Source organism: Streptomyces sp. NBC_00252 (assembly GCF_036187565.1).
Classification (GTDB): Bacteria; Actinomycetota; Actinomycetes; order Streptomycetales; family Streptomycetaceae; genus Streptomyces.
On the sequence record NZ_CP108087.1, the window covers coordinates 7777268 to 7796666 of the forward strand.

A 19399-nucleotide genomic window follows, 5' to 3' on the forward strand; every position below is an offset into this window, starting at 1 on the left:
CCTCCGCCCGATCCTTCTGTACTTTCTTCGTGACCGCCCGTCGCCGAACCAGGAGCCCCGGCCACGTGACCCCCGTGAGCAGCCACTCACCGCACGGCCAGTCGCCGCTGCGCACCGTGCAGGTGCTCGGCGGAGGCAACGCCGCGAGCAGCGCACATGTGCGCTCCCTGGCCTCCGGGCTCGTCGCGCGGGGCGTGCGCGTGACGGTGTGCGCCCCCGTCGAGGCCGATCACACCTACGACTTCACCGGCGTCGGCGCCGACCACGTGCACGTGCCCCGCAGCAGCGACCCGGCGTCCGTGGCCACGCTCAGGGCGGCCTGCGCGGACGCCGACCTGGTGCACGCGCACGGACTGCACGCCTCCTTCCGCGCGGTCCTCGCCCTCAGCGGCCGCCGCACCCCGCTCGTCGTGACATGGCACAACCGCACCCACGTCGAGGGAGCCCGGGCGCACCTGCTGCGGCTGCTGGAGCGGCGGGTCGTGAAGGCCGCCGTGCTGGTGCTGGGGACCACCTCCGATCTCGTCGACCGGGCCCGGCGCACCGGCGCCCGGGACGCCCGCCTCGCCGCCGTAGCCCTGCCCGGGCCGCGTCGCCCCGCCGTGGACCACGACGATCCCGACCGGTCCAGCCCCAAGCTGCGGGCCGAACTCGGCGCCACCGACCGCCCGTTGCTCGTCGCCGTCGGCTCCCTCGACCGGGAGCGCGGCTACGACATCCTCCTGGACGCCTCCCGCGGCTGGTGCCGGCTCGACCCGACGCCGTTGCTGGTGATCGCGGGGGAGGGGCCACTGCGGGGCGAGTTGCAGCGCCGCATCGAGGACGAGGAGCTGCCGGTGCGGCTCCTCGGGCGGCGCGACGACGTGAGCGAGATCCTCGCCGCCGCCGATCTGGCACTCCTGCCCAGCAGTTGGGAGTCCCGCTCGGTGATCGCCCAGGAGGCCCTGCACGCCCGCGTCCCGCTCGTCGCGACCGCCGTCGGCGGCATCCCCGAACTCGTCGGCGACGCCGCCGAACTCGTGCCCTACGGCGACGCGAAGGCCCTCGCCGACGCCGTCACAGGCCTGCTGCGCGACCCGGAACGCCGGGAACTGCTGCGGGAGAAGGGCGCCCGGCAGGCGGCCAGTTGGCCCACCGAGGACGAGACCGTCGCCCAAGTGCTGAGCGTCTACGACGAGTTGACCCAGCCGCTGCCGTTCACCTGAGAGCGGTGCCTCAGGGGACGAGCCTGCGGGCGCGCAGCGCGAGGCTCAACGCCAGTACCGTCTGCGGGTCTTCGAGGTCGGTGCCGAGCAACTCCCCTATCCGGGCGAGCCGGTTGTAGAGGGTCTGCCGGTTGAGGTGCAGCTCGCGGGCGGTCTCCGCCTTGCGGCCCGCGTGCGCCAAGTACGTTTCCAGGGTGGGCAGCAGCGGCGGCCTGGAGCGGTTGTCGTGGTCCCGGAGCGGGCCGATCGCGCGGTCCACGAAGGCCGCGAGGTCCGGGTGGTCGCGCAGCCGCCACAACAGCAGCTCGATGTCCAGGCGCCGTGCGTCGTACCAAGGCCGGTCGGACAGGCCCTGTGCCGCCGTCGCCGTCTCGGCCGCGTGCCGCAGCCCCGCCGACGCCGCAGCCCAGCCGCCGGCCACCCCGACGACCACGATCGGCGGCTGTGCGCCCGGCCGCTGCATCCCGGCGCGCTCGACCCCCGCCCGCAGCGCGGCCGCCACCCGGTCCGCGACCGCCGACCGCTCCGACTCCGAGCGCAGGCCGAGGAGGAGAGGGACGCGGCCCTCGACCGGTCGTACGCCCAGCAGGACGGGGACGCCCACCGAGGCCAACTCCTCGGCGACCGCGCGGGCCAGGACCGCCCAGCCGCCGCCGGGTGCGGCGAGTGCGTCGCCGAGCCGCATGACCACCGGGAGCAGTGGGCTGGTGCCGGGCTTGAAGCCCAGGACCCTGGCCTGCGCCGGGGCGTCCTCGGCGGCGATGCGGCCCTCGGCGAGGTCGGTGAGGAAGTCGCCGCGTCCGCGCGCCGCCAACTCCTCTTCCTGGCGGGCCTGCATGAGCACCACGGCGAGGCTGCCCGCGGCCCGCTCGGCGGCGATGCGGTGCACCGGCGCGAGCGGCGCCCGTACCGGAAGCAGCACGATCCGTGCCCGCACCGAACCCGTACCGGGACCGCCCCCGGGCACGTCCACCAGCACCGAACCGGCGGGCGGCGAGGCGTCCTTGTGCTGGCCGCGCAGCCCCTCCCACACCTGGAGCGGGTCCGCGCCCTCGGGCCCCGACCCCGCCGCGTACAGGAGTTGGCCGTCCGGGGTCTCCAGGAAGACCGGGTTGCCGCTGAAGTCGGCCAGGATGCCCAGGACTTGGGGGATTCCGCCGCCGCCGAGCAGGGCCTCCGTGCAGCGGCGGTGGACCTCCTCGGCCTGCTGGAGCAGCGCGTAGTGACCGTTGACGATCTCGGTGTGGATCTCCTCGGTGACCGCGACGAACGGCACCTCGCGATGCAGCTGGACCAGCGGCAGGCCGGTCGTCCGGGCCGTCTCGACGAGGGTCGCGGGGAGGCGGGTGAAACGCGGGCCCAGTTCGACGACCAGGGCCGCGATGCCGCGCTCGGCCAGGGTGCGGACGAACGCGCGCTGCTCCGCGGGGCGCGTGCCGAGGCCGTAGCCCGTGGTCAGGAGGAGTTCGCCGCCCTTGAGGAGGGAGGCGATGTTCGGGACCTCGCCCGCGTGCACCCAGCGCACGGTCCGCTGGAGGCGGTCGGCGCCCGCCAGGATCTCCGGCAGCCCGCTGCGCAGCCCGGGCAGCTCCAGCGCCCGCTGAACGGTGATGCCGGCGCCCTGGCTGTCGAATGTGCTGTCCGTACGGCTGTCCATGCAGCGGACGGTACCTGCGGGAACGCCCCGGGCACATCTCGGGCCCGGGGCGTGCGCTCGCGGGGTCAGCCGCCGTAGGCCCCCGAGGCCGTCAGGCGCAGGGCCGTGTCGATCAGGGGGACGTGGCTGAAGGCCTGCGGGAAGTTGCCGACCTGGCGCTGCAGGCGCGGGTCCCACTCCTCGGCGAGGAGGCCCAGGTCGTTGCGGAGCGACAGGAGCTTCTCGAAGAGCTTGCGGGCCTCGTCGACCCGGCCGATCATCGCGAGGTCGTCCGCCATCCAGAACGAGCAGGCCAGGAACGCGCCCTCGTCGCCGGGGAGGCCGTCGACGCCCTCGTCCGTGCCCGAGGTCGGGTAGCGGAGGATGAAGCCGTCCGGGGTGGACAGCTCGCGCTGGATCGCCTCGATGGTGCCGATCACGCGCTTGTCGTCCGGGGGCAGGAAGCCCATCTGCGGGATGAGCAGCAGCGAGGCGTCCAGCTCCTTCGAGCCGTACGACTGTGTGAAGGTGTTGCGCTCCTTGTCGTAGCCGCGCTCGCACACGTCCCGGTGGATGTCGTCGCGCAGCTCGCGCCACTTCTCCAGCGGGCCGTCCGCGTCGCCCGACTCGATCAGCTTGATCGTGCGGTCGACCGCGACCCAGGCCATCACCTTCGAGTGCACGAAGTGGCGGCGCGGGCCGCGCACCTCCCAGATGCCCTCGTCCGGCTCGTCCCAGTGCTTCTCCAGGTAGCGGATCAGCTTCAGCTGGAGCAGGGAGGCGTAGTCGTTGCGGGCCAGGCCCGTCATGTGGGCCAGGTGCAGGGCCTCGGTGACCTCGCCGTAGACGTCCAGCTGGAGCTGGTGCGCGGCGCCGTTGCCGACCCGGACCGGTCCGGAGTTCTCGTAGCCCGGCAGCCAGTCCAGCTCCGCCTCGCCGAGCTCGCGCTCGCCGGCGATGCCGTACATGATCTGCAGGTTCTCCGGGTCGCCCGCGACGGCGCGCAGGAGCCACTCGCGCCAGGCGCGGGCCTCCTCGCGATAGCCGGTGCGCAGCAGCGAGGAGAGGGTGATGGCCGCGTCGCGGAGCCAGGTGTAGCGGTAGTCCCAGTTGCGGACGCCGCCGATCTCCTCCGGGAGGGAGGTGGTGGGCGCGGCGACGATGCCGCCCGTCGGGGCGTAGGTGAGGGCCTTCAGCGTGATCAGGGAGCGGACGACGGCCTCGCGGTAGGGGCCGTGGTACGTGCACTGCTCGACCCAGTCGCGCCAGAAGTCCTCCGTGGCCTCCAGCGACTGCTCCGGCTCGGGGAGGGGCGGCGGCTGCTTGTGCGAGGGCTCCCAGGAGATGGTGAACGCGATGCGGTCACCGGGGGCGACGGTGAAGTCGGCGTACGTCGTGAGCTGCTTGCCGTAGGTCTCCGCCGATGTGTCGAACCACACGGAGTCGGGGCCCGCGACGGCGACCGTGCGGCCCTCGTGCTTGTGCACCCAGGGCACGACCCGGCCGTAGGAGAAACGCATGCGGAGGGCCGAGCGCATCGGGACGCGGCCGGAGACGCCCTCCACGATGCGGATCAGCTGGGGGGCGCCGTCGCGAGGGGGCATGAAATCGGTCACGCGGACCGTGCCTCGCGGGGTGTCCCACTCGGACTCCAGGATCAGCGAGTCGCCGCGGTAGCCGCGCCGGGCCGCGGTGGGCGGCTGCGCGTCGGAGGCGTGGGCCGGGCCCAGCCGCCAGAAGCCGTGTTCCTCGGTGCCCAGCAGACCGGCGAAGATGGCATGGGAGTCGAAACGGGGCAGGCACAGCCAGTCCACCGTGCCGTCCCGGCAGACCAGGGCAGCGGTCTGCATGTCTCCGATGAGTGCGTAATCTTCGATGCGCCCGGCCACGTGCAACTCCAGTCGAACGGCCACGTCGCCCCATGGAAAAGGGGCGGTCGCTGTGTGCGGTCAAGGGATCGTTTGTAGTGCGTCGTTGAGTCATGAAGCAAATGAGGGTCGTTGCTCAACGAACTGACGAGCTCTCGTTGTTCCGGGAGATACGGGCGGGGGTGGTGCCGTGTTCCGGACCGGCTCGGCAGCGAGTGTCCGAGCAGGATACGACGCACGTAGATGATCTGTGTGCCGCTCTCGCCAACGGACCTGGGCCGAACGGGTGAGCAACCGGTGAGAACCAGGTAACCGGGGCGCGTCTGTGTCGACGGGCGTCCTGTGTGTGTCGAACCGGCTGCGGAGCGTGGCCGGAAGCCATCTCGTCCGGGCGCTGATACCCTGGTAGCCCGTGGACCGGTGGGCACAAAACCCCCGACCGCACTTCGAACCGCGACCACGGGAGCCCCCTCTTGGCCATGCCACCCAAATCAACGACGACCAAGCACATCTTCGTCACCGGGGGTGTCGCCTCCTCGCTCGGCAAGGGCCTCACCGCCTCCAGCCTGGGCATGCTCCTCAAGGCGCGGGGCCTGCGCGTCGTGATGCAGAAGCTCGACCCGTATCTGAACGTCGACCCCGGCACGATGAACCCCTTCCAGCACGGTGAGGTGTTCGTCACCAACGACGGTGCCGAGACCGACCTCGACATCGGACACTACGAGCGCTTCCTGGACCGCGACTTGGACGGCAGTGCCAATGTCACTACAGGCCAGGTCTACTCGACGGTGATCGCCAAGGAGCGGCGCGGCGAGTACCTGGGCGACACCGTGCAGGTCATCCCGCACATCACCAACGAGATCAAGCACCGCATCCGGCGCATGGCGACCGACGAGGTCGACGTCGTCATCACCGAGGTCGGCGGCACGGTCGGCGACATCGAGTCGCTGCCCTTCCTCGAGACGGTCCGCCAGGTCCGCCACGAGGTCGGCCGGGACAACGTGTTCGTGGTGCACATCTCCCTCCTCCCGTACATCGGCCCCTCGGGAGAGCTGAAGACGAAGCCGACCCAGCACTCGGTCGCGGCCCTGCGCAACATCGGTATCCAGCCGGACGCCATCGTGCTGCGCTCCGACCGCGAGGTGCCGACCGCGATCAAGCGCAAGATCTCGCTGATGTGCGACGTCGACGAGGCCGCCGTGGTGGCCTGCCCCGACGCCCGCTCGATCTACGACATCCCGAAGACCGTGCACAGCGAGGGCCTGGACGCCTATGTCGTCCGCAAGCTGGACCTGCCGTTCCGCGACGTGGACTGGCGGACCTGGGACGACCTGCTCGACCGCGTCCACAACCCGCTGCACGAGATCAACCTCGCGCTGGTCGGCAAGTACATCGACCTGCCCGACGCCTATCTGTCGGTCACCGAGGCGCTGCGCGCCGGCGGGTTCGCCAACAAGGCCCGCGTGAAGATCAAGTGGGTCACCTCGGACGACTGCAGGACCCCGGCAGGCGCCGCCAAGCAGCTCGCCGACGTGGACGCGATCTGCATCCCCGGCGGCTTCGGCGACCGCGGTGTCTCCGGCAAGGTCGGCGCCATCCAGTACGCCCGCGAGCACAAGATCCCGCTGCTCGGCCTGTGCCTGGGCCTCCAGTGCATCGTGATCGAGGCCGCGCGCAACCTCGCCGGCATCGCGGACGCCAACTCCACCGAGTTCGACGCGGCCACCGGCCACCCGGTCATCTCCACCATGGCCGAGCAGCTGGACATCGTCGCCGGCGAGGGCGACATGGGCGGCACCATGCGCCTGGGCATGTACCCCGCCAAGCTCGCCGAGGGCTCCATCGTGCGCGAGGTCTACGACGGCAAGGAGTACGTCGAGGAGCGGCACCGCCACCGCTACGAGGTCAACAACGCCTACCGCGCCGAGCTGGAGAAGAAGGCCGGGCTGCAGTTCTCCGGCACGTCCCCGGACGGCAAGCTCGTGGAGTACGTGGAGTACCCGCGCGAGGCGCACCCTTACCTCGTCGCGACGCAGGCCCACCCCGAGCTGCGCTCCCGCCCGACCCGGCCGCACCCGCTCTTCGCGGGCCTGGTCAAGGCGGCCGTGGCACGCAAGACGGGCGAGTAGTACGAGGGTTGTACGGTGACCGGGGTGCGCGCCTTCAAGAGGTGTGCACCCCGGCCGTTTTTCAGGCGACGTCCGGGAACGTGTGTTCTCGGGAACGAGTTCCGTGTACGTGTGGAGGGACAGCGCATGACGATCAAGGACACCCCGGAGGAGTGGGAGATCCGGGCGACCACGACCCCCTTCGTCGGCAACAAGACCTCCGTGCGCACCGACGACTTGGTCATGCCCGGCGGCGCGGTCGTGCACCGCGACTACCAAGTGCACCCCGGCTCGGTGGCCGTCCTCGCCCTCGACGAGGAGGACCGGGTGCTGGTCATCCGGCAGTACCGCCACCCCGTACGGCAGAAGCTGTGGGAGATCCCGGCCGGACTGCTCGACATCCCCGGTGAGAACCCGCTGCACGCCGCCCAGCGAGAGCTGTACGAGGAGGCACACGTCAAGGCCGAGGACTGGCGGGTGCTGACCGACGTCTACACCACGCCCGGCGGCTGCGACGAGGCGATCCGCATCTTCCTGGCCCGGGACCTGTCCGAGGCCGAGGGACAGCGCTTCGAGGTCGAGGACGAGGAGGCCGACATGGAGCACGCGCGTGTGTCTGTCGACGACCTGGTCCGCGGGGTCCTCGCCGGCGAGCTGCACAACAACTGCCTCGCCGTCGGCGTCCTCTCCCTGGTCGCCGCCCGGCACGGCGACGGCATCGACGCGCTGCGCCCCGCCGAGGCACCGTGGCCCGCGCGTCCCTTCGAGTCCTGAACCCACGCGTCCACTGAACCCACACCCCGCCCCCACCGCACCCGCGCCTCAGCCTTTTCGCGCCCCCGTGCGTCTTCCGGTGTGACCATCGGCTGATCCGATCGGGGGACGTGCCCGCCGCGCTCCGCACGGTTCGTCGCAGAGCGTGAACTAGGCTCTGGAATCACCCGATCCGGAGTCCCGGCGGGCTATGCGCGTGCAGTGGGACGGGAGTGTGGCCCGTGACGGATCAGGCGGTGGACACCGGCGGCGTGAAGCTGTCAGAGGACACTTCTACCGAGGGCCAATTCCTGGGCCGCGCAAGAGAGTTGAAGGAGCTGCGCGCCGACATCGAGCGCGCGGGCCTGGACACCATCGCCGGCCGCAAGGCGCCCCGCGCCCGGGTCCTCCTCATCGCGGGCAAGCCCGGCTCCGGCCGCAGCGCGCTCGCCGGGGAACTCGCCCGGCAGGTCGCTGACCGTTACGAAGGCGGGGTGCTCCGGGCCCGGCTCAGCGAGCCCGACGGCACCCCCGTCCCCACCGAGCGCACCGCCCGCGAGCTCCTCACCGCGCTGGAGCTGCCGACCCCGGCCGGCGCCTCCGAGGACGACCTCTCGGACATCCTGCGCGAAGCCCTCACCGACCGCCGGGTGCTGCTCCTGCTGGACGACGCGGCCGACGCCGAACAGGTCGACGTGCTGCTCCCGGACTCCCCGGACTGCCTCGTCGTCGCCGTCTCCGGCGGCCCGCTCACCGGCATCGCCGACGTCCGCCCCTGCACCCTCGGCGGTCTCGACACCAAGTCCGCACTGGAACTCCTCACCCGCTACACCGGCGCGGTCCGCATCACCGTCGACCCGGTCGCCGCCGAGGGTCTCGTCGAGGTGTGCCAGTCCCAGCCCGCCGCGCTGACCCTGGCCGGCGGCTGGCTCGCCGCCCGCCCGCAGGCCGCCGTCGCCGACCTCGCCAAGCACCTGCACGCCGAGACCGACGAGGGCACCCCCCTCAGCCGCGTCTTCCGGCTCGTCTACGGCTCCCTGCCTAGCCCCGCCGCCCGGATACTGCGACTGCTCTCCCTCGCCCCGGCGGGCCTGGTCGACCCGCAGACCGCCTCCGCGCTCGCCGGCTGCTCCGTCAACGGCGCCCGCGCCACCCTGGACGACTTCGTCGACGCCGGCCTGCTGCGGGCCCTGGACTCGCCGCTCCCGCAGTACGAGGTCCCCGGCTGCCTCCAGCCCCTCCTGCACGCCCTCGCCGAGGCCCAGGACCGCCCGGCCGAACTCCAGCTGGCCCGCGCCCGCATGCTGGAGCGCACCGTACGGCTGCTGCAGTCCTGCCGCGCCATCACCGAGACGGACAGCCCGCAGGCCCGCGAGAAGCTCCTCGGAACGCCCCGCGCGCTGCGCTTCCCGACCCCCCGGGCCGCCGCCGACTGGCTCCACGTCCGCCGGCCCGCCCTGCTCGCCTCCGCCCGCCTCGCGGTCGCCGACGGCGAGCTCGACACCCTCGCCCGACGCCTGATGTCCCAGCTGGTGCGCGCGATGGTCGCCCACATCGGCACCCAGGCCGCGGCCCCCGAGCTCTACGGCATCCACCGGCTCGTCCTGGACGTGGCCGAGCGGCGGGACCTGCCCCGCGAGAAGGCCGCCGCGCTGCTCAACCTCGCCGATCTGGACGCGCAGACCGGCCGCACGACCGAGGCACTGGCCCGCTACCGGGCCGCGCTGGACGCCGGACGCGAAGCAAATGACCCGTATGCGACCGGCCGCGCGATGGAATCCGTAGGCGGCGCGCACCAGGAGCTCGGCGACTACGACCGGGCCGCCGACTGGTTCGGCCGCGCGCTCGCCCAGCGGCAGGCGCGGGACGAGCGCGCGGACGCCGCCCGGCTCTACGGCCGGATCGCCGCCGCGCACACCTACGCGGGCCGCTACGGCGAGGCGCTCAGGAACTGGCGGGCCGCCGTCGCCGGGCACCGCAAGAACGGCGATGTCCCCGCCCAGGCACGGGCGTTGAGCGAGCTGGCCCGGGTCCAGGAGTACGCGGGCCGCCCCGAGGAATCCCTCGCCACCTGCCACGAGGCGGTCGAGTGGGCGCGCCGCGCGGAGGACGTACGGCTGCAGGCGGCGCTCCAGCTGCGGCTGGCCGACACCCTCGACCGGCTCGGCGACCCGGCGTCCGCCGCGCTGCACCGGGGGACCGCGGAGCGGATGCTCGGCGAGGAGCTCGGGGAGGCCGATTCCGCCTCCGAATCCCCGGAATCTGCCTCCGAACCCCTGGAACACGACGCTAACGCCTGCGAAATCCGTAGTACATCCGCAGAAGATTGATGCATTGAAAGGCTAGACACCGAGAACGCCTTCATTAAACTGGCTCTGCCGCACCTTCTCCTGCGGTCTCCTGGTGTGCTCCGTCATGCCCGGGTATGAGATGTATTGCCCCACACCCTCTGAGCCAAGGACCGTGATCGACGTGAAGGTCGGCATCCCCCGCGAGGTCAAGAACAACGAGTTCCGGGTGGCCATCACCCCCGCCGGCGTGCACGAGCTGGTGCGCCACGGCCACCAGGTCTTCATCGAGCAGAACGCCGGCGCCGGCTCCTCGATCACGGACGACGAGTACGTCTCGGCCGGTGCGCAGATCCTGGCCACCGCCGACGAGGTCTGGGCCACCACCGACCTGCTGCTCAAGGTCAAGGAGCCCATCGCCGAGGAGTACCACCGCCTCCGCAAGGACCAGACGCTCTTCACCTACCTGCACCTCGCCGCCTCCAAGGAGTGCACCGACGCGCTCGTCGAGTCCGGCACCACGGCGATCGCCTACGAGACGGTCGAACTGCCGGGCCGCGCCCTGCCGTTGCTCGCCCCGATGTCCGAGGTCGCGGGCCGGCTGGCCCCGCAGGTCGGCGCCTACCACCTGATGCGCTCGGTCGGCGGCCGCGGTGTCCTCCCCGGCGGTGTCCCCGGCACCCAGCCCGCGCGCGCCGTCGTCATCGGCGGCGGGGTCTCCGGCTGGAACGCCACGCAGATCGCCGTCGGCATGGGCTTCCACGTCACGCTGCTCGACCGCGACATCAACAAGCTCCGCGAGGCCGACAAGGTCTTCGGCACCAAGGTGCGGGCGATCATGTCCAACGCCTTCGAGCTGGAGAAGGCCGTCCTGGACGCCGACCTCGTCATCGGCGCGGTGCTCATCCCGGGCGCCAAGGCACCGAAGCTGGTCACCAACGAACTCGTGTCGCGGATGAAGCCCGGAAGTGTTCTTGTCGACATCGCGATCGACCAGGGCGGCTGCTTCGAGGACTCGCGTCCGACCACCCACGCCGAGCCGACCTTCCCGGTCCACAACTCGGTCTTCTACTGCGTCGCCAACATGCCCGGCGCGGTGCCCAACACGTCGACCTACGCGCTCACCAACGCGACGCTCCCGTACATCGTGGAGCTCGCCAACCGCGGCTGGGCCGACGCGCTGCGACGTGATCCTGCTCTCGCCAAGGGTCTCAACACCCATGACGGCAAGGTGACTTACCGCGAGGTCGCCGAGGCGCACGGACTGGAGCACGTCGAGCTGGAATCGCTGCTCGGCTGACTCTGTCGACTAAGTCACCGTTCAGTAAAAGGCGATACGTCAACACAGGTCGTCAACACCGCACGCCTGGCCGGACCTTGCCCGACAAGGTCCGGCCGGATGTGTGTATGGTCACTTTGCGGCACTCGGTCAACTCGCGCCGAACGTAACCCTTGAACCGATTCGTGCACCGGTGAAACCTGCCGTGCGACTGCCGTACGCCCTTGACAGAGGGATGTTTCATTGCCGACACATCGGGCCGGGTCCGGCGGATTGTGTTGCTGCGAACACCCGACACGCCATAGAGTCGCCAACCGTCGGCATGGTGCCACGCTGACCTATCGAGAAGTTCCCTGGTCACCAAGGAGGTAAGACGACTTGTGAATGAGTCGACATTTTCTCCCGGGGGTGGTCAACCAGGAATGCCTGCAAGGGGCCAGGAGCCCGCGGGGTTCGAGGCTGTCGGCTCCGTTGCGGTGCGAACCTTCGCAGCCCACCAGGGTCACCACAAGCCAGGGGTGACCCAGCCAGCACACCAGAGCATGGATGGCCATCACGTGAACGCCATGGCCGGCGACGGAAGGGGCGCGCCCCACAACCATTTCGCCGACTACGACGAACTGCCCGACGGGCACTTCTACGACCCCGACGCCGAGTACGAGCCCGATCCCGAGTACGCGGCCACACTCGCGCCCGACGCTGCCCGTCAGCGCCGCGAGCGCGTGGGCCCGACCGGACGCCCGCTGCCCTACTTCCCGATCCCGGGACCGCTGACCAGTCACGGCCCCGCCACGATCATCGCGATGTGCAACCAGAAGGGCGGCGTCGGCAAGACGACGTCGACCATCAACCTGGGTGCCGCGCTCGCGGAGTACGGCCGGCGTGTACTGCTCGTCGACTTCGACCCGCAGGGCGCGCTGTCGGTCGGACTGGGCGTCAATCCCATGGAGTTGGACCTCACCGTCTACAACCTGCTCATGGAGCGGGGCATGTCGGCCGACGAGGTACTGCTCAAGACAGCTGTCCCGAACATGGACTTGCTGCCCAGCAACATCGACTTGTCGGCTGCGGAAGTGCAGTTGGTGAGCGAGGTCGCGCGCGAGTCCACGCTGCAACGGGCGTTGAAGCCGCTGATGGCCGACTACGACTACATCGTGATCGACTGTCAGCCCTCCCTCGGCCTGCTCACCGTGAACGCCCTGACGGCGGCCCACAAGGTGATCGTGCCGCTGGAGTGCGAGTTCTTCGCGCTGCGCGGTGTCGCCCTGCTGACGGAGACCATCGAGAAGGTCCAGGAGCGCCTCAACCCCGAGTTGGAGCTCGACGGGATCCTCGCCACGATGTACGACTCCCGCACGGTGCACAGCCGTGAGGTGCTCGCGCGCGTGGTCGAGGCGTTCGACGATCACGTCTACCACACGGTCATCGGGCGCACGGTGCGCTTCCCGGAGACCACGGTCGCCGGTGAGCCGATCACCACGTACGCCTCCAACTCCGTCGGTGCCGCCGCCTATCGCCAGCTCGCCAGGGAGGTGCTCGCCCGGTGTCACGCCGAGTGAGTCTGCCGGGGGCCGACGAACTGTTCCGTACGACAGGGGGGATGGCGCTCCAGTCATCCAGCCCCAGGCGCCCGGCCAACGGCGAGGCCAGGGTGCCGGCTCCGGCGGGGGAGAGCGATCCCGCCGCCGGGGAGGACGCCCCGCACTCCGTACCCGCCCAGGGCGGTGACGGCGAGGGCGCCGAGCACGTCGCGGCGGACGCGGACGGCGGGGAGTCCCGCAGCCGCGCCGCGGACGCCTCAGGGCGACGTCAGGACGCGCAGGAAGGTTCTGCCCAGCCCCGCAAGCAGCGCCAGCGGGCGCAGGCCCAGCGGCGCCCCAGCGGGCGGGAGCGGCACGACGAGAAGATCACCGTGTACGTCTCCGCCGAGGAACTGATCGACCTGGAGCACGCCCGGCTGATGCTCCGGGGTGAGCACGGCCTCGCGGTCGACCGCGGCCGGATCGTGCGGGAGGCGGTCGCCGTCGTCCTGGCCGATCTGGAGTCCCGCGGGGACGCGAGCATTCTCGTCCGCCGGCTTCGCGGGCGGTAGCGGTAGCCTGCGGGGGCCATGACCTCGAACGACGCTCCCGCTCCCGGCGCACCTGCCGGCCGTCGGCGTGCGCTGGGCAAGGGGCCGGGCACGGCTCCCAAGCCCGAGGCGCCGGTCGCCGTGGCGGAGCCGGAGCCCGAGGCCGTCGTGGAAGAGCCCGTGGTGGCTGTCGAGGAGCCCGCGGCCGGTGTCGCGGAGGCCGACGAGGCCGATGACGGGGTCTTCAAGGTTCGGCTCGCGAACTTCGAGGGGCCGTTCGATCTGCTCCTTCAGCTGATCTCGAAGCACAAGCTCGATGTGACCGAGGTGGCGCTGTCCAAGGTCACCGACGAGTTCATGGCGCACATCAGGGCGATGGGGCCCGACTGGGATCTGGACCAGACGACCGAGTTCCTCGTCGTCGCGGCGACCCTGCTGGATCTGAAGGCGGCGCGGCTGCTGCCCTCCGCGGAGGTCGAGGACGAGGCCGATCTCGCGTTGCTGGAGGCCCGGGACCTGCTGTTCGCGCGGTTGCTGCAGTACCGGGCGTACAAGCAGATCGCCGACATCTTCAACCGGCGGCTCGACGAGGAGGCCCGGCGCTACCCCCGGACCGTCGGGCTCGAACCGCACCACGCCGAGCTGCTGCCCGAGGTCGTCATCCGGATCGGGCCCGAGGGCTTCGCCAGGCTCGCCGTGAAGGCGATGCAGCCCAGGCCCAAGCCGCAGGTGTACGTCGACCACATCCACGCGCCGCTCGTCAGCGTGCAGGAGCAGGCCGGGATCGTCGTCGCCCGGCTGCGGGAGCTCGGCGAGGCCAGCTTCAGCGTGCTCGTCGAGGACACCGACGACACCCTCACCGTGGTGGCGAGGTTCCTGGCGCTGCTGGAGCTGTACCGGGAGAAGGCCGTCGCACTGGACCAGGAGACCGCGCTCGGGGATCTCATCGTGCGCTGGACCGGTGGGGAGGGGGAGGTCGAGCCCGTGGTCACGGACGAGTTCGACCGGCCGTCCGAGCCGGTGAAGGAGACCAAGGAGGAGTCGGCGTGAGCGAGGAGACCACGGGCGTACCGGCGAGCCCGTCCGGCGTCGCGGAGCTGGACCTCAAGCCCGCCCTGGAGGCCGTCCTCATGGTCGTGGACGAGCCCGCGACCGAGGAACACCTCGCGAAAATACTCCAGCGGCCCAGACGGCGGATCGCGGACGCGCTGCGCGAGCTGGCCGACGAGTACACCGTCCAGGGGCGCGGTTTCGAGCTGCGGCTGATCGCGGGCGGGTGGCGGTTCTACTCCCGGCCCGAGTTCGCGCCGGCCGTCGAGGGCTTCGTCCTGGACGGCCAGCAGGCCCGGCTCACCCAGGCGGCCCTGGAGACCCTGGCGGTCGTCGCGTACCGCCAGCCGGTCAGCCGCAGCCGGGTCTCGATGGTCCGCGGAGTCAACTGCGACGGTGTGATGCGCACCCTGTTGCAGCGGGGTCTCGTCGAGGAGGCGGGCACGGAACCCGAAACAGGTGCGATCCTGTACGTGACGACGAACTACTTTCTGGAGCGGATGGGCCTGCGAGGCCTGGACGAGCTCCCGGAGCTCGCGCCCTTCCTCCCTGAGGCTGAGGCGATCGAGGCGGAGACGCTGGAAGGGGTCCCGTCGTTCGATCCGGATGCACCGGATGCAGATGCAGACGACACGACGACGACGGAACTTTGATGCGAAGCAGTGGCAGTGGTAGTGGCAGGAACAGCGGCGGCGGACGCGGCAACCCCCGGGGGACCGGTGGGGGCGGCAACCCCCGCGGTTCCGGCGCGGGCGGCAACTCCCGGGGATCCGGCGGGGGCGGCTCCCAGCCGAGGGGCGCGGGCGGGCGCGACGACAAGCCGAAGCGCGCAGGCAAGCCCCGTCCCGAGGAGCGCCGCTACGACGTAGGCCCCACGGGATCCCACGAAGGCCCCAAGTCGGGGCGCGGTGCGGCCGCGCGCGGCGGTGCCAAGGGCGGCCCCAAGCAGGGCCAGGGCACCGGCCGCGGACGCTGGGCGCCGGCGACCTCGCGTGAGTACGACGCGCGGGCCGAGGAGCGCAACCGGGAGCGGTACGCGGGCAAGAAGGACATCAAGCCGCCCAAGACCTTCCCGGGCGCCGAGCAGGAGGGCGAGCGCCTGCAGAAGGTCCTCGCGCGCGCGGGCTACGGCTCCCGGCGCTCCTGCGAGGAGCTGATCGAGCAGTCCCGCGTCGAGGTCAACGGCGAGATCGTGGTCGAGCAGGGGCTGCGCGTCGACCCCGAGCACGACGAGATCAAGGTCGACGGGCTGACGGTGGCGACGCAGTCGTACCAGTTCTTCTCGCTGAACAAGCCCGCCGGTGTCGTCGCGACGATGGAGGACCCCGAGGGCCGCCAGTGCCTCGGCGACTACGTCACCAACCGCGAGACGCGTCTCTTCCACGTCGGACGGCTCGACACCGAGACCGAGGGTGTGATCCTGCTCACCAACCACGGCGAGCTGGCGCACCGGCTGACCCACCCCAAGTACGGCGTGAAGAAGACCTACCTCGCGCACATCGTGGGCCCGATCCCGCGCGACCTGGGCAAGCAGCTGAAGGACGGCATCCAGCTGGAGGACGGGTACGCGCGAGCGGACCACTTCCGTGTCGTCGAGCAGACCGGCAAGAACTACCTGGTCGAGGTGACCCTCCACGAGGGCCGCAAGCACATCGTCCGCCGCATGCTCGCGGAGGCCGGCTTCCCGGTCGACAAGCTGGTCCGGGTCTCCTTCGGCCCGATCACCCTGGGCGACCAGAAGTCGGGCTGGCTGCGCCGCCTGTCGAACACCGAGGTCGGCATGCTGATGCAGGAAGTCGACCTCTAGGCCCTGCGTGCCCACGGCTCGTCCGTGACGGCCGGTTCCGGATTCTCCGGGGCCGGCCGTTTCGTTTTCGCCGATTTCTTCGGGCGAGGGGGTTGTGCCGAACCGCAGCCCCCTTTATGGTCGAACTGACTATTAAGGGGGGTGGTTGTTCATGACCACAACACCGGGCTACGACAAGTACGCCTTCGAACCTTTCGCCGTCACCGCCGACCTCGCCGTCCTCACGATCCGTGCCGGCGCCCTGCACGTGCTGCTCGTCGAGCGCGGACAGGAGCCGTACGCCGGACACTGGGCACTGCCGGGCGGCTTCGTGGCGCCGGACGAGTCCGCGGAGACGGCCGCCCGGCGTGAACTCGCCGAGGAGACCGGCCTGTCGGACGTCTCCGGGCTCCACCTGGAGCAACTGCGCACCTACAGCGAACCCGACCGCGACCCCCGCATGCGGGTCGTCACCGTCGCCTTCGCCGCGCTGCTGCCCGACCCGCCCGAACCGCGCGCGGGCAGCGACGCGGCACAGGCCCGCTGGCTGCCGTACGACGCGCTCGGGCCGCTCGCCTTCGACCACGACCGGATCCTGGCCGACGCCCACGAACGGGTGGGCGCCAAGCTGGAGTACAGCTGCCTCGCCACCGCGTTCTGCCCGCCGGAGTTCACCCTCGGCGAGCTGCAACAGGTCTACGAGACCGTGTGGGGCGCGGAGTTGGACCGGCCCAACTTCCGCCGCAAGGTGCTCGCGACGCCGGGTTTCGTCGAACCGGTGCCGGGCGGGGCCAAGTTGACGGGCGGTCGCGGCAAACCGGCCGCGCTGTACCGCGCCGGGTCCGCCACCGCCCTGTATCCGCCACTGCTCCGGCCGACCCGGGAAGGACCTTCCGCATGACCTCGACCACCGTCAACAAGGGTGCCGCCACAGGGGCGTTGACAGGTCTCGCGCTCGGGGACGCGCTGGGCTTCCCGACCGAGTTCAACGCCGTGCCCGACATCCTTGCCAAGTGCGGTCCCTGGCGGGAGATGGAGCTGCCGAGGCCCGCGATCGTCACCGACGACACACAGATGGCCCTCGCGCTGGGGCGGGGGCTGCGCACCGCCATGGAACGGGGGCTGCTCGGGCCCAGGCGGATGGAGCGGCCGGTGCGTGAGGAGTTCGTGGACTGGTACCAGTCGCCGGACAACAACCGTGCCCCCGGGCGGACGTGCCTCGTCGCCTGCAACCTGCTGAAGAAAGAGGGGCGGCCCTGGCAGGACGCCAGCCAGATCGGTTCCAAGGGCTGCGGCGCCAACATGCGCGTCGCGCCGGTCGGGCTCGTCCCCGGTCTGGACGACGAACAGCGGTCCGGCGCCGCCCAGTTGCAGTCCGCGCTGACCCACGGCCACCCGACCGCCCTCGCCGCGTCCGACCTCACCGCACACGCCGTACGGCTGCTCGCGCAGGGCGCGGAACCGACCGGCCTTGTCGGGCTGCTGCGGTCGTACGCCGTCGAGAACCGCACCCGCTACCACGAGCGCTGGCTCGGCGACCTGTGGACCCGGAGCCACGACCCCTCGCCCGAGCACTTCATCGCGCGCGGCTGGGACGAGTGCCTGGAGATCCTCGGCCGGCTGGAGAACGCGGTACGGACCGTCTCCCCGGAGACCGACCCGTGCCTCGCCACCGGCGCGGGCTGGATCGCCGAAGAGGCCCTGGCGACGGGCCTGTTGTGCTTCCTCCTGTTCGTCGAGGAGCCGGTCACCGCGTTGCGGCGGGCCGCCTGCACGTCCGGCGACTCGGACTCGATCGCCTGCCTCGCGGGGGCGTTCGCCGGGGCGCACCTCGGTGCGGACGCCTGGCCCGAGGAGTGGGCGGGGCGGATCGAGTACCGGGGGGAGCTGGTGGGGCTCGGGGGGCTTTGGGATGCTTGAGGGATGATCGACGCCCTGGACATCGACCTCAAGCCGGTGGTGGCGGAGCAGCCCGACCCGCTGCTCTTCGCCACCGTCTCCGGCGCCCACCTCTACGGCTTCCCGTCCCGCGACTCGGATGTGGACCTCCGGGGCGTGCACCTGCTGCCGGCCGCCGAACTCCTCGGCCTGCGCGAGCCGGACGAGACACGGTCGCGGATGTGGCTGCGGGACGGCGTCGAGATGGACCTCGTCACTCACGACCTGCGCAAGTTCGTACGGCTGATGCTGCGGCGCAACGGCTATGTGCTGGAGCAGCTGCTCTCCCCGCTCGTCGTGCACACCACCGACGCCCACCAGGAACTGGCCGCGCTCGCACCGGGCGTGCTCACCACCCACCACGCCCACCACTACCGGGGGTTCGCGGTGACCCAGTGGCGGCTGTTCGAGAAGACCGGCGAACTCAAGCCGCTGCTCTACACGTTCCGCGCGCTCCTCACCGGCATCCACCTGATGCGCGGCGGCGAGATACAGGCCCACCTGCCCACGCTCCTCGGGCAGGTCCAGGCGCCGCCGTACGTCACGGAGCTGATCGAGGCGAAGGTCGAGCGGGAGCACGGCGCCGCCGACGTCGACCTCGCGCGGGTGCGGGCCGATGTGGAGGGCCTGCACGGCGAGTTGGACGAGGCACAGGGGGCGTCAGCCCTGCCGGACGCCCCGAGTACCTACGACGCCCTGCACGCCTTCGTCGTACGGGTCCGGCTGGAGGGCTGACGCGCGGCGCACCCGGATCAGGAAGTCCTCCACGCGGGCCCGGTCCGGCTCCGCGGGGAGGGGGGAGAGCGTGGACGCCTCGTCCGTCTCCGTGGCCAGGCGGGTCATCCAGGACTCGACCTCCGGCCAGGGGACCTCGCCGCGTTTCACGGACAGCAGGGAGTCGCGTCGGTCGCCCACGTCGATCGTCAGGGTGCCCGTGCGGAGCAGGTCGCGGGCGCTCATCAGGAGGCGGAGGAGGTGCATCGCGTGCTTCCAACGGGGCGCGCCGTGCACGCGGATGTCGGCCTCCAGCTTCTTGCGCTGGCCCAACGCGTAGCGCGTGAACGTCTCGTGGACCTGGCGGGAGAGGAACGCCTCGCGCAGGGCGAGGAGTTCGCGGCCCGTGGCGTCGACGTGCTCGACGAGGGGCGAGTGGAGGCACTCCAGGATGTTCGGGTTCGCGCGCAGGGCCAGCTCGCAGAACCGCTCCAGCTCCCAGCTGAACTGCTCCTCCGCCGGACCCTCGACATGCGTCGGCGGCTTCTCGAAGCGCCAGAACAGGGGAGTGGGGGCGAGGAACACGCCCCGGCGGTCCGTGTCGCTGCCGTCCGTCGCCAGGCCGAAGGCGCGTGAACCCATCACGCAGGCGTAGATCGTGTGGTCGCGGACCAGGTGTTCGAACGGCATGCCCGGAGCGTAC

At 71.3% G+C, this 19399-nt stretch carries 16 protein-coding genes; 13 read left to right on the forward strand and 3 right to left on the reverse strand.

Translation table 11 applies throughout. The features are described from left to right. Nucleotides 1–65: 65 nt before the first annotated feature. Nucleotides 66–1205, forward strand: coding sequence for a glycosyltransferase family 4 protein (locus OHT77_RS34570; protein ID WP_328832326.1), 1140 nt, complete (start codon nucleotides 66–68; stop codon nucleotides 1203–1205). 10 nt (nucleotides 1206–1215) lie between these two features. On the opposite strand, the gene OHT77_RS34575 is transcribed toward OHT77_RS34570, so the two are convergent. After that, nucleotides 1216–2862, reverse strand: a complete 1647-nt coding sequence (locus tag OHT77_RS34575) for a PucR family transcriptional regulator (protein WP_328832327.1) — start codon at nucleotides 2860–2862, stop codon at nucleotides 1216–1218. A gap of 65 nt (nucleotides 2863–2927) precedes the next feature. After that, a complete protein-coding gene (locus OHT77_RS34580) occupies nucleotides 2928–4730 on the reverse strand; it encodes a glycoside hydrolase family 15 protein (RefSeq protein WP_266776269.1) in 1803 nt (600 codons plus the stop codon). 458 nt (nucleotides 4731–5188) lie between these two features. On the opposite strand from OHT77_RS34580, the gene OHT77_RS34585 reads away from it, so the two are divergent. From OHT77_RS34585 to OHT77_RS34640, 12 genes are all read left to right on the forward strand, one after another. Further along, a complete protein-coding gene (locus OHT77_RS34585) occupies nucleotides 5189–6838 on the forward strand; it encodes a CTP synthase (RefSeq protein ID WP_328832328.1) in 1650 nt (549 codons plus the stop codon). 126 nt (nucleotides 6839–6964) lie between these two features. After that, complete coding sequence (locus OHT77_RS34590) at nucleotides 6965–7591, forward strand: NUDIX hydrolase (protein WP_328832329.1); 627 nt, start codon at nucleotides 6965–6967, stop codon at nucleotides 7589–7591. A 221-nt stretch (nucleotides 7592–7812) separates the two neighbouring features. Then, nucleotides 7813–9900, forward strand: a complete 2088-nt coding sequence (locus OHT77_RS34595) for a tetratricopeptide repeat protein (RefSeq protein WP_328832330.1) — start codon at nucleotides 7813–7815, stop codon at nucleotides 9898–9900. A 142-nt stretch (nucleotides 9901–10042) separates the two neighbouring features. Then, nucleotides 10043–11158 (forward strand): alanine dehydrogenase, encoded by a 1116-nt coding sequence (gene ald / locus OHT77_RS34600; RefSeq protein WP_328834432.1) that lies wholly within the window; start codon nucleotides 10043–10045, stop codon nucleotides 11156–11158. A 401-nt stretch (nucleotides 11159–11559) separates the two neighbouring features. Then, complete coding sequence (locus OHT77_RS34605) at nucleotides 11560–12696, forward strand: ParA family protein (RefSeq protein WP_078532803.1); 1137 nt, start codon at nucleotides 11560–11562, stop codon at nucleotides 12694–12696. Further along, nucleotides 12681–13229: a hypothetical protein gene (locus OHT77_RS34610; RefSeq protein WP_328832331.1), complete on the forward strand. Its 549-nt coding sequence runs from the start codon at nucleotides 12681–12683 to the stop codon at nucleotides 13227–13229. The genes OHT77_RS34605 and OHT77_RS34610 overlap by 16 nt, the downstream gene beginning before the upstream one ends. 18 nt (nucleotides 13230–13247) lie before the next feature. After that, nucleotides 13248–14258 (forward strand): segregation and condensation protein A, encoded by a 1011-nt coding sequence (locus OHT77_RS34615; protein WP_328832332.1) that lies wholly within the window; start codon nucleotides 13248–13250, stop codon nucleotides 14256–14258. Next, nucleotides 14255–14911: an SMC-Scp complex subunit ScpB gene (scpB, locus tag OHT77_RS34620; RefSeq protein WP_266767252.1), complete on the forward strand. Its 657-nt coding sequence runs from the start codon at nucleotides 14255–14257 to the stop codon at nucleotides 14909–14911. Before OHT77_RS34615 ends, scpB begins: the two co-directional genes overlap by 4 nt. Next, a complete protein-coding gene (locus OHT77_RS34625) occupies nucleotides 14911–16065 on the forward strand; it encodes a pseudouridine synthase (RefSeq protein WP_328832333.1) in 1155 nt (384 codons plus the stop codon). The genes scpB and OHT77_RS34625 overlap by 1 nt, the downstream gene beginning before the upstream one ends. Before the next feature lie 151 nt (nucleotides 16066–16216). Then, nucleotides 16217–16945: an NUDIX hydrolase gene (locus OHT77_RS34630; RefSeq protein WP_328832334.1), complete on the forward strand. Its 729-nt coding sequence runs from the start codon at nucleotides 16217–16219 to the stop codon at nucleotides 16943–16945. Next, complete coding sequence (locus OHT77_RS34635) at nucleotides 16942–17964, forward strand: ADP-ribosylglycohydrolase family protein (protein WP_328832335.1); 1023 nt, start codon at nucleotides 16942–16944, stop codon at nucleotides 17962–17964. The genes OHT77_RS34630 and OHT77_RS34635 overlap by 4 nt, the downstream gene beginning before the upstream one ends. 3 nt (nucleotides 17965–17967) lie before the next feature. Then, a complete protein-coding gene (locus OHT77_RS34640; protein WP_328832336.1) occupies nucleotides 17968–18717 on the forward strand; it encodes a nucleotidyltransferase domain-containing protein in 750 nt (249 codons plus the stop codon). Here OHT77_RS34640 and OHT77_RS34645 read toward each other — a convergent pair. Continuing rightward, nucleotides 18643–19386, reverse strand: a complete 744-nt coding sequence (locus OHT77_RS34645) for a nucleotidyltransferase domain-containing protein (RefSeq protein ID WP_328832337.1) — start codon at nucleotides 19384–19386, stop codon at nucleotides 18643–18645. The genes OHT77_RS34640 and OHT77_RS34645 overlap by 75 nt on opposite strands. Nucleotides 19387–19399: the final 13 nt, after the last annotated feature.

Bases quoted from the DNA above. Each gene is read 5' to 3' on its own strand.
- OHT77_RS34590 (WP_328832329.1), top strand. From the start codon at position 6,965: ATGACGATCAAGGACACCCCGGAGGAGTGGGAGATCCGGGCGACCACG.
- OHT77_RS34640 (WP_328832336.1), top strand. From the start codon at position 17,968: ATGATCGACGCCCTGGACATCGACCTCAAGCCGGTGGTGGCGGAGCAG.
- OHT77_RS34615 (WP_328832332.1), top strand. From the start codon at position 13,248: ATGACCTCGAACGACGCTCCCGCTCCCGGCGCACCTGCCGGCCGTCGG.
- OHT77_RS34630 (WP_328832334.1), top strand. From the start codon at position 16,217: ATGACCACAACACCGGGCTACGACAAGTACGCCTTCGAACCTTTCGCC.
- OHT77_RS34585 (WP_328832328.1), top strand. From the start codon at position 5,189: ATGCCACCCAAATCAACGACGACCAAGCACATCTTCGTCACCGGGGGT.
- OHT77_RS34645 (WP_328832337.1), bottom strand. From the start codon at position 19,386: ATGCCGTTCGAACACCTGGTCCGCGACCACACGATCTACGCCTGCGTG.
- OHT77_RS34625 (WP_328832333.1), top strand. From the start codon at position 14,911: ATGCGAAGCAGTGGCAGTGGTAGTGGCAGGAACAGCGGCGGCGGACGC.
- OHT77_RS34635 (WP_328832335.1), top strand. From the start codon at position 16,942: ATGACCTCGACCACCGTCAACAAGGGTGCCGCCACAGGGGCGTTGACA.
- OHT77_RS34605 (WP_078532803.1), top strand. From the start codon at position 11,560: ATGCCTGCAAGGGGCCAGGAGCCCGCGGGGTTCGAGGCTGTCGGCTCC.
- OHT77_RS34575 (WP_328832327.1), bottom strand. From the start codon at position 2,862: ATGGACAGCCGTACGGACAGCACATTCGACAGCCAGGGCGCCGGCATC.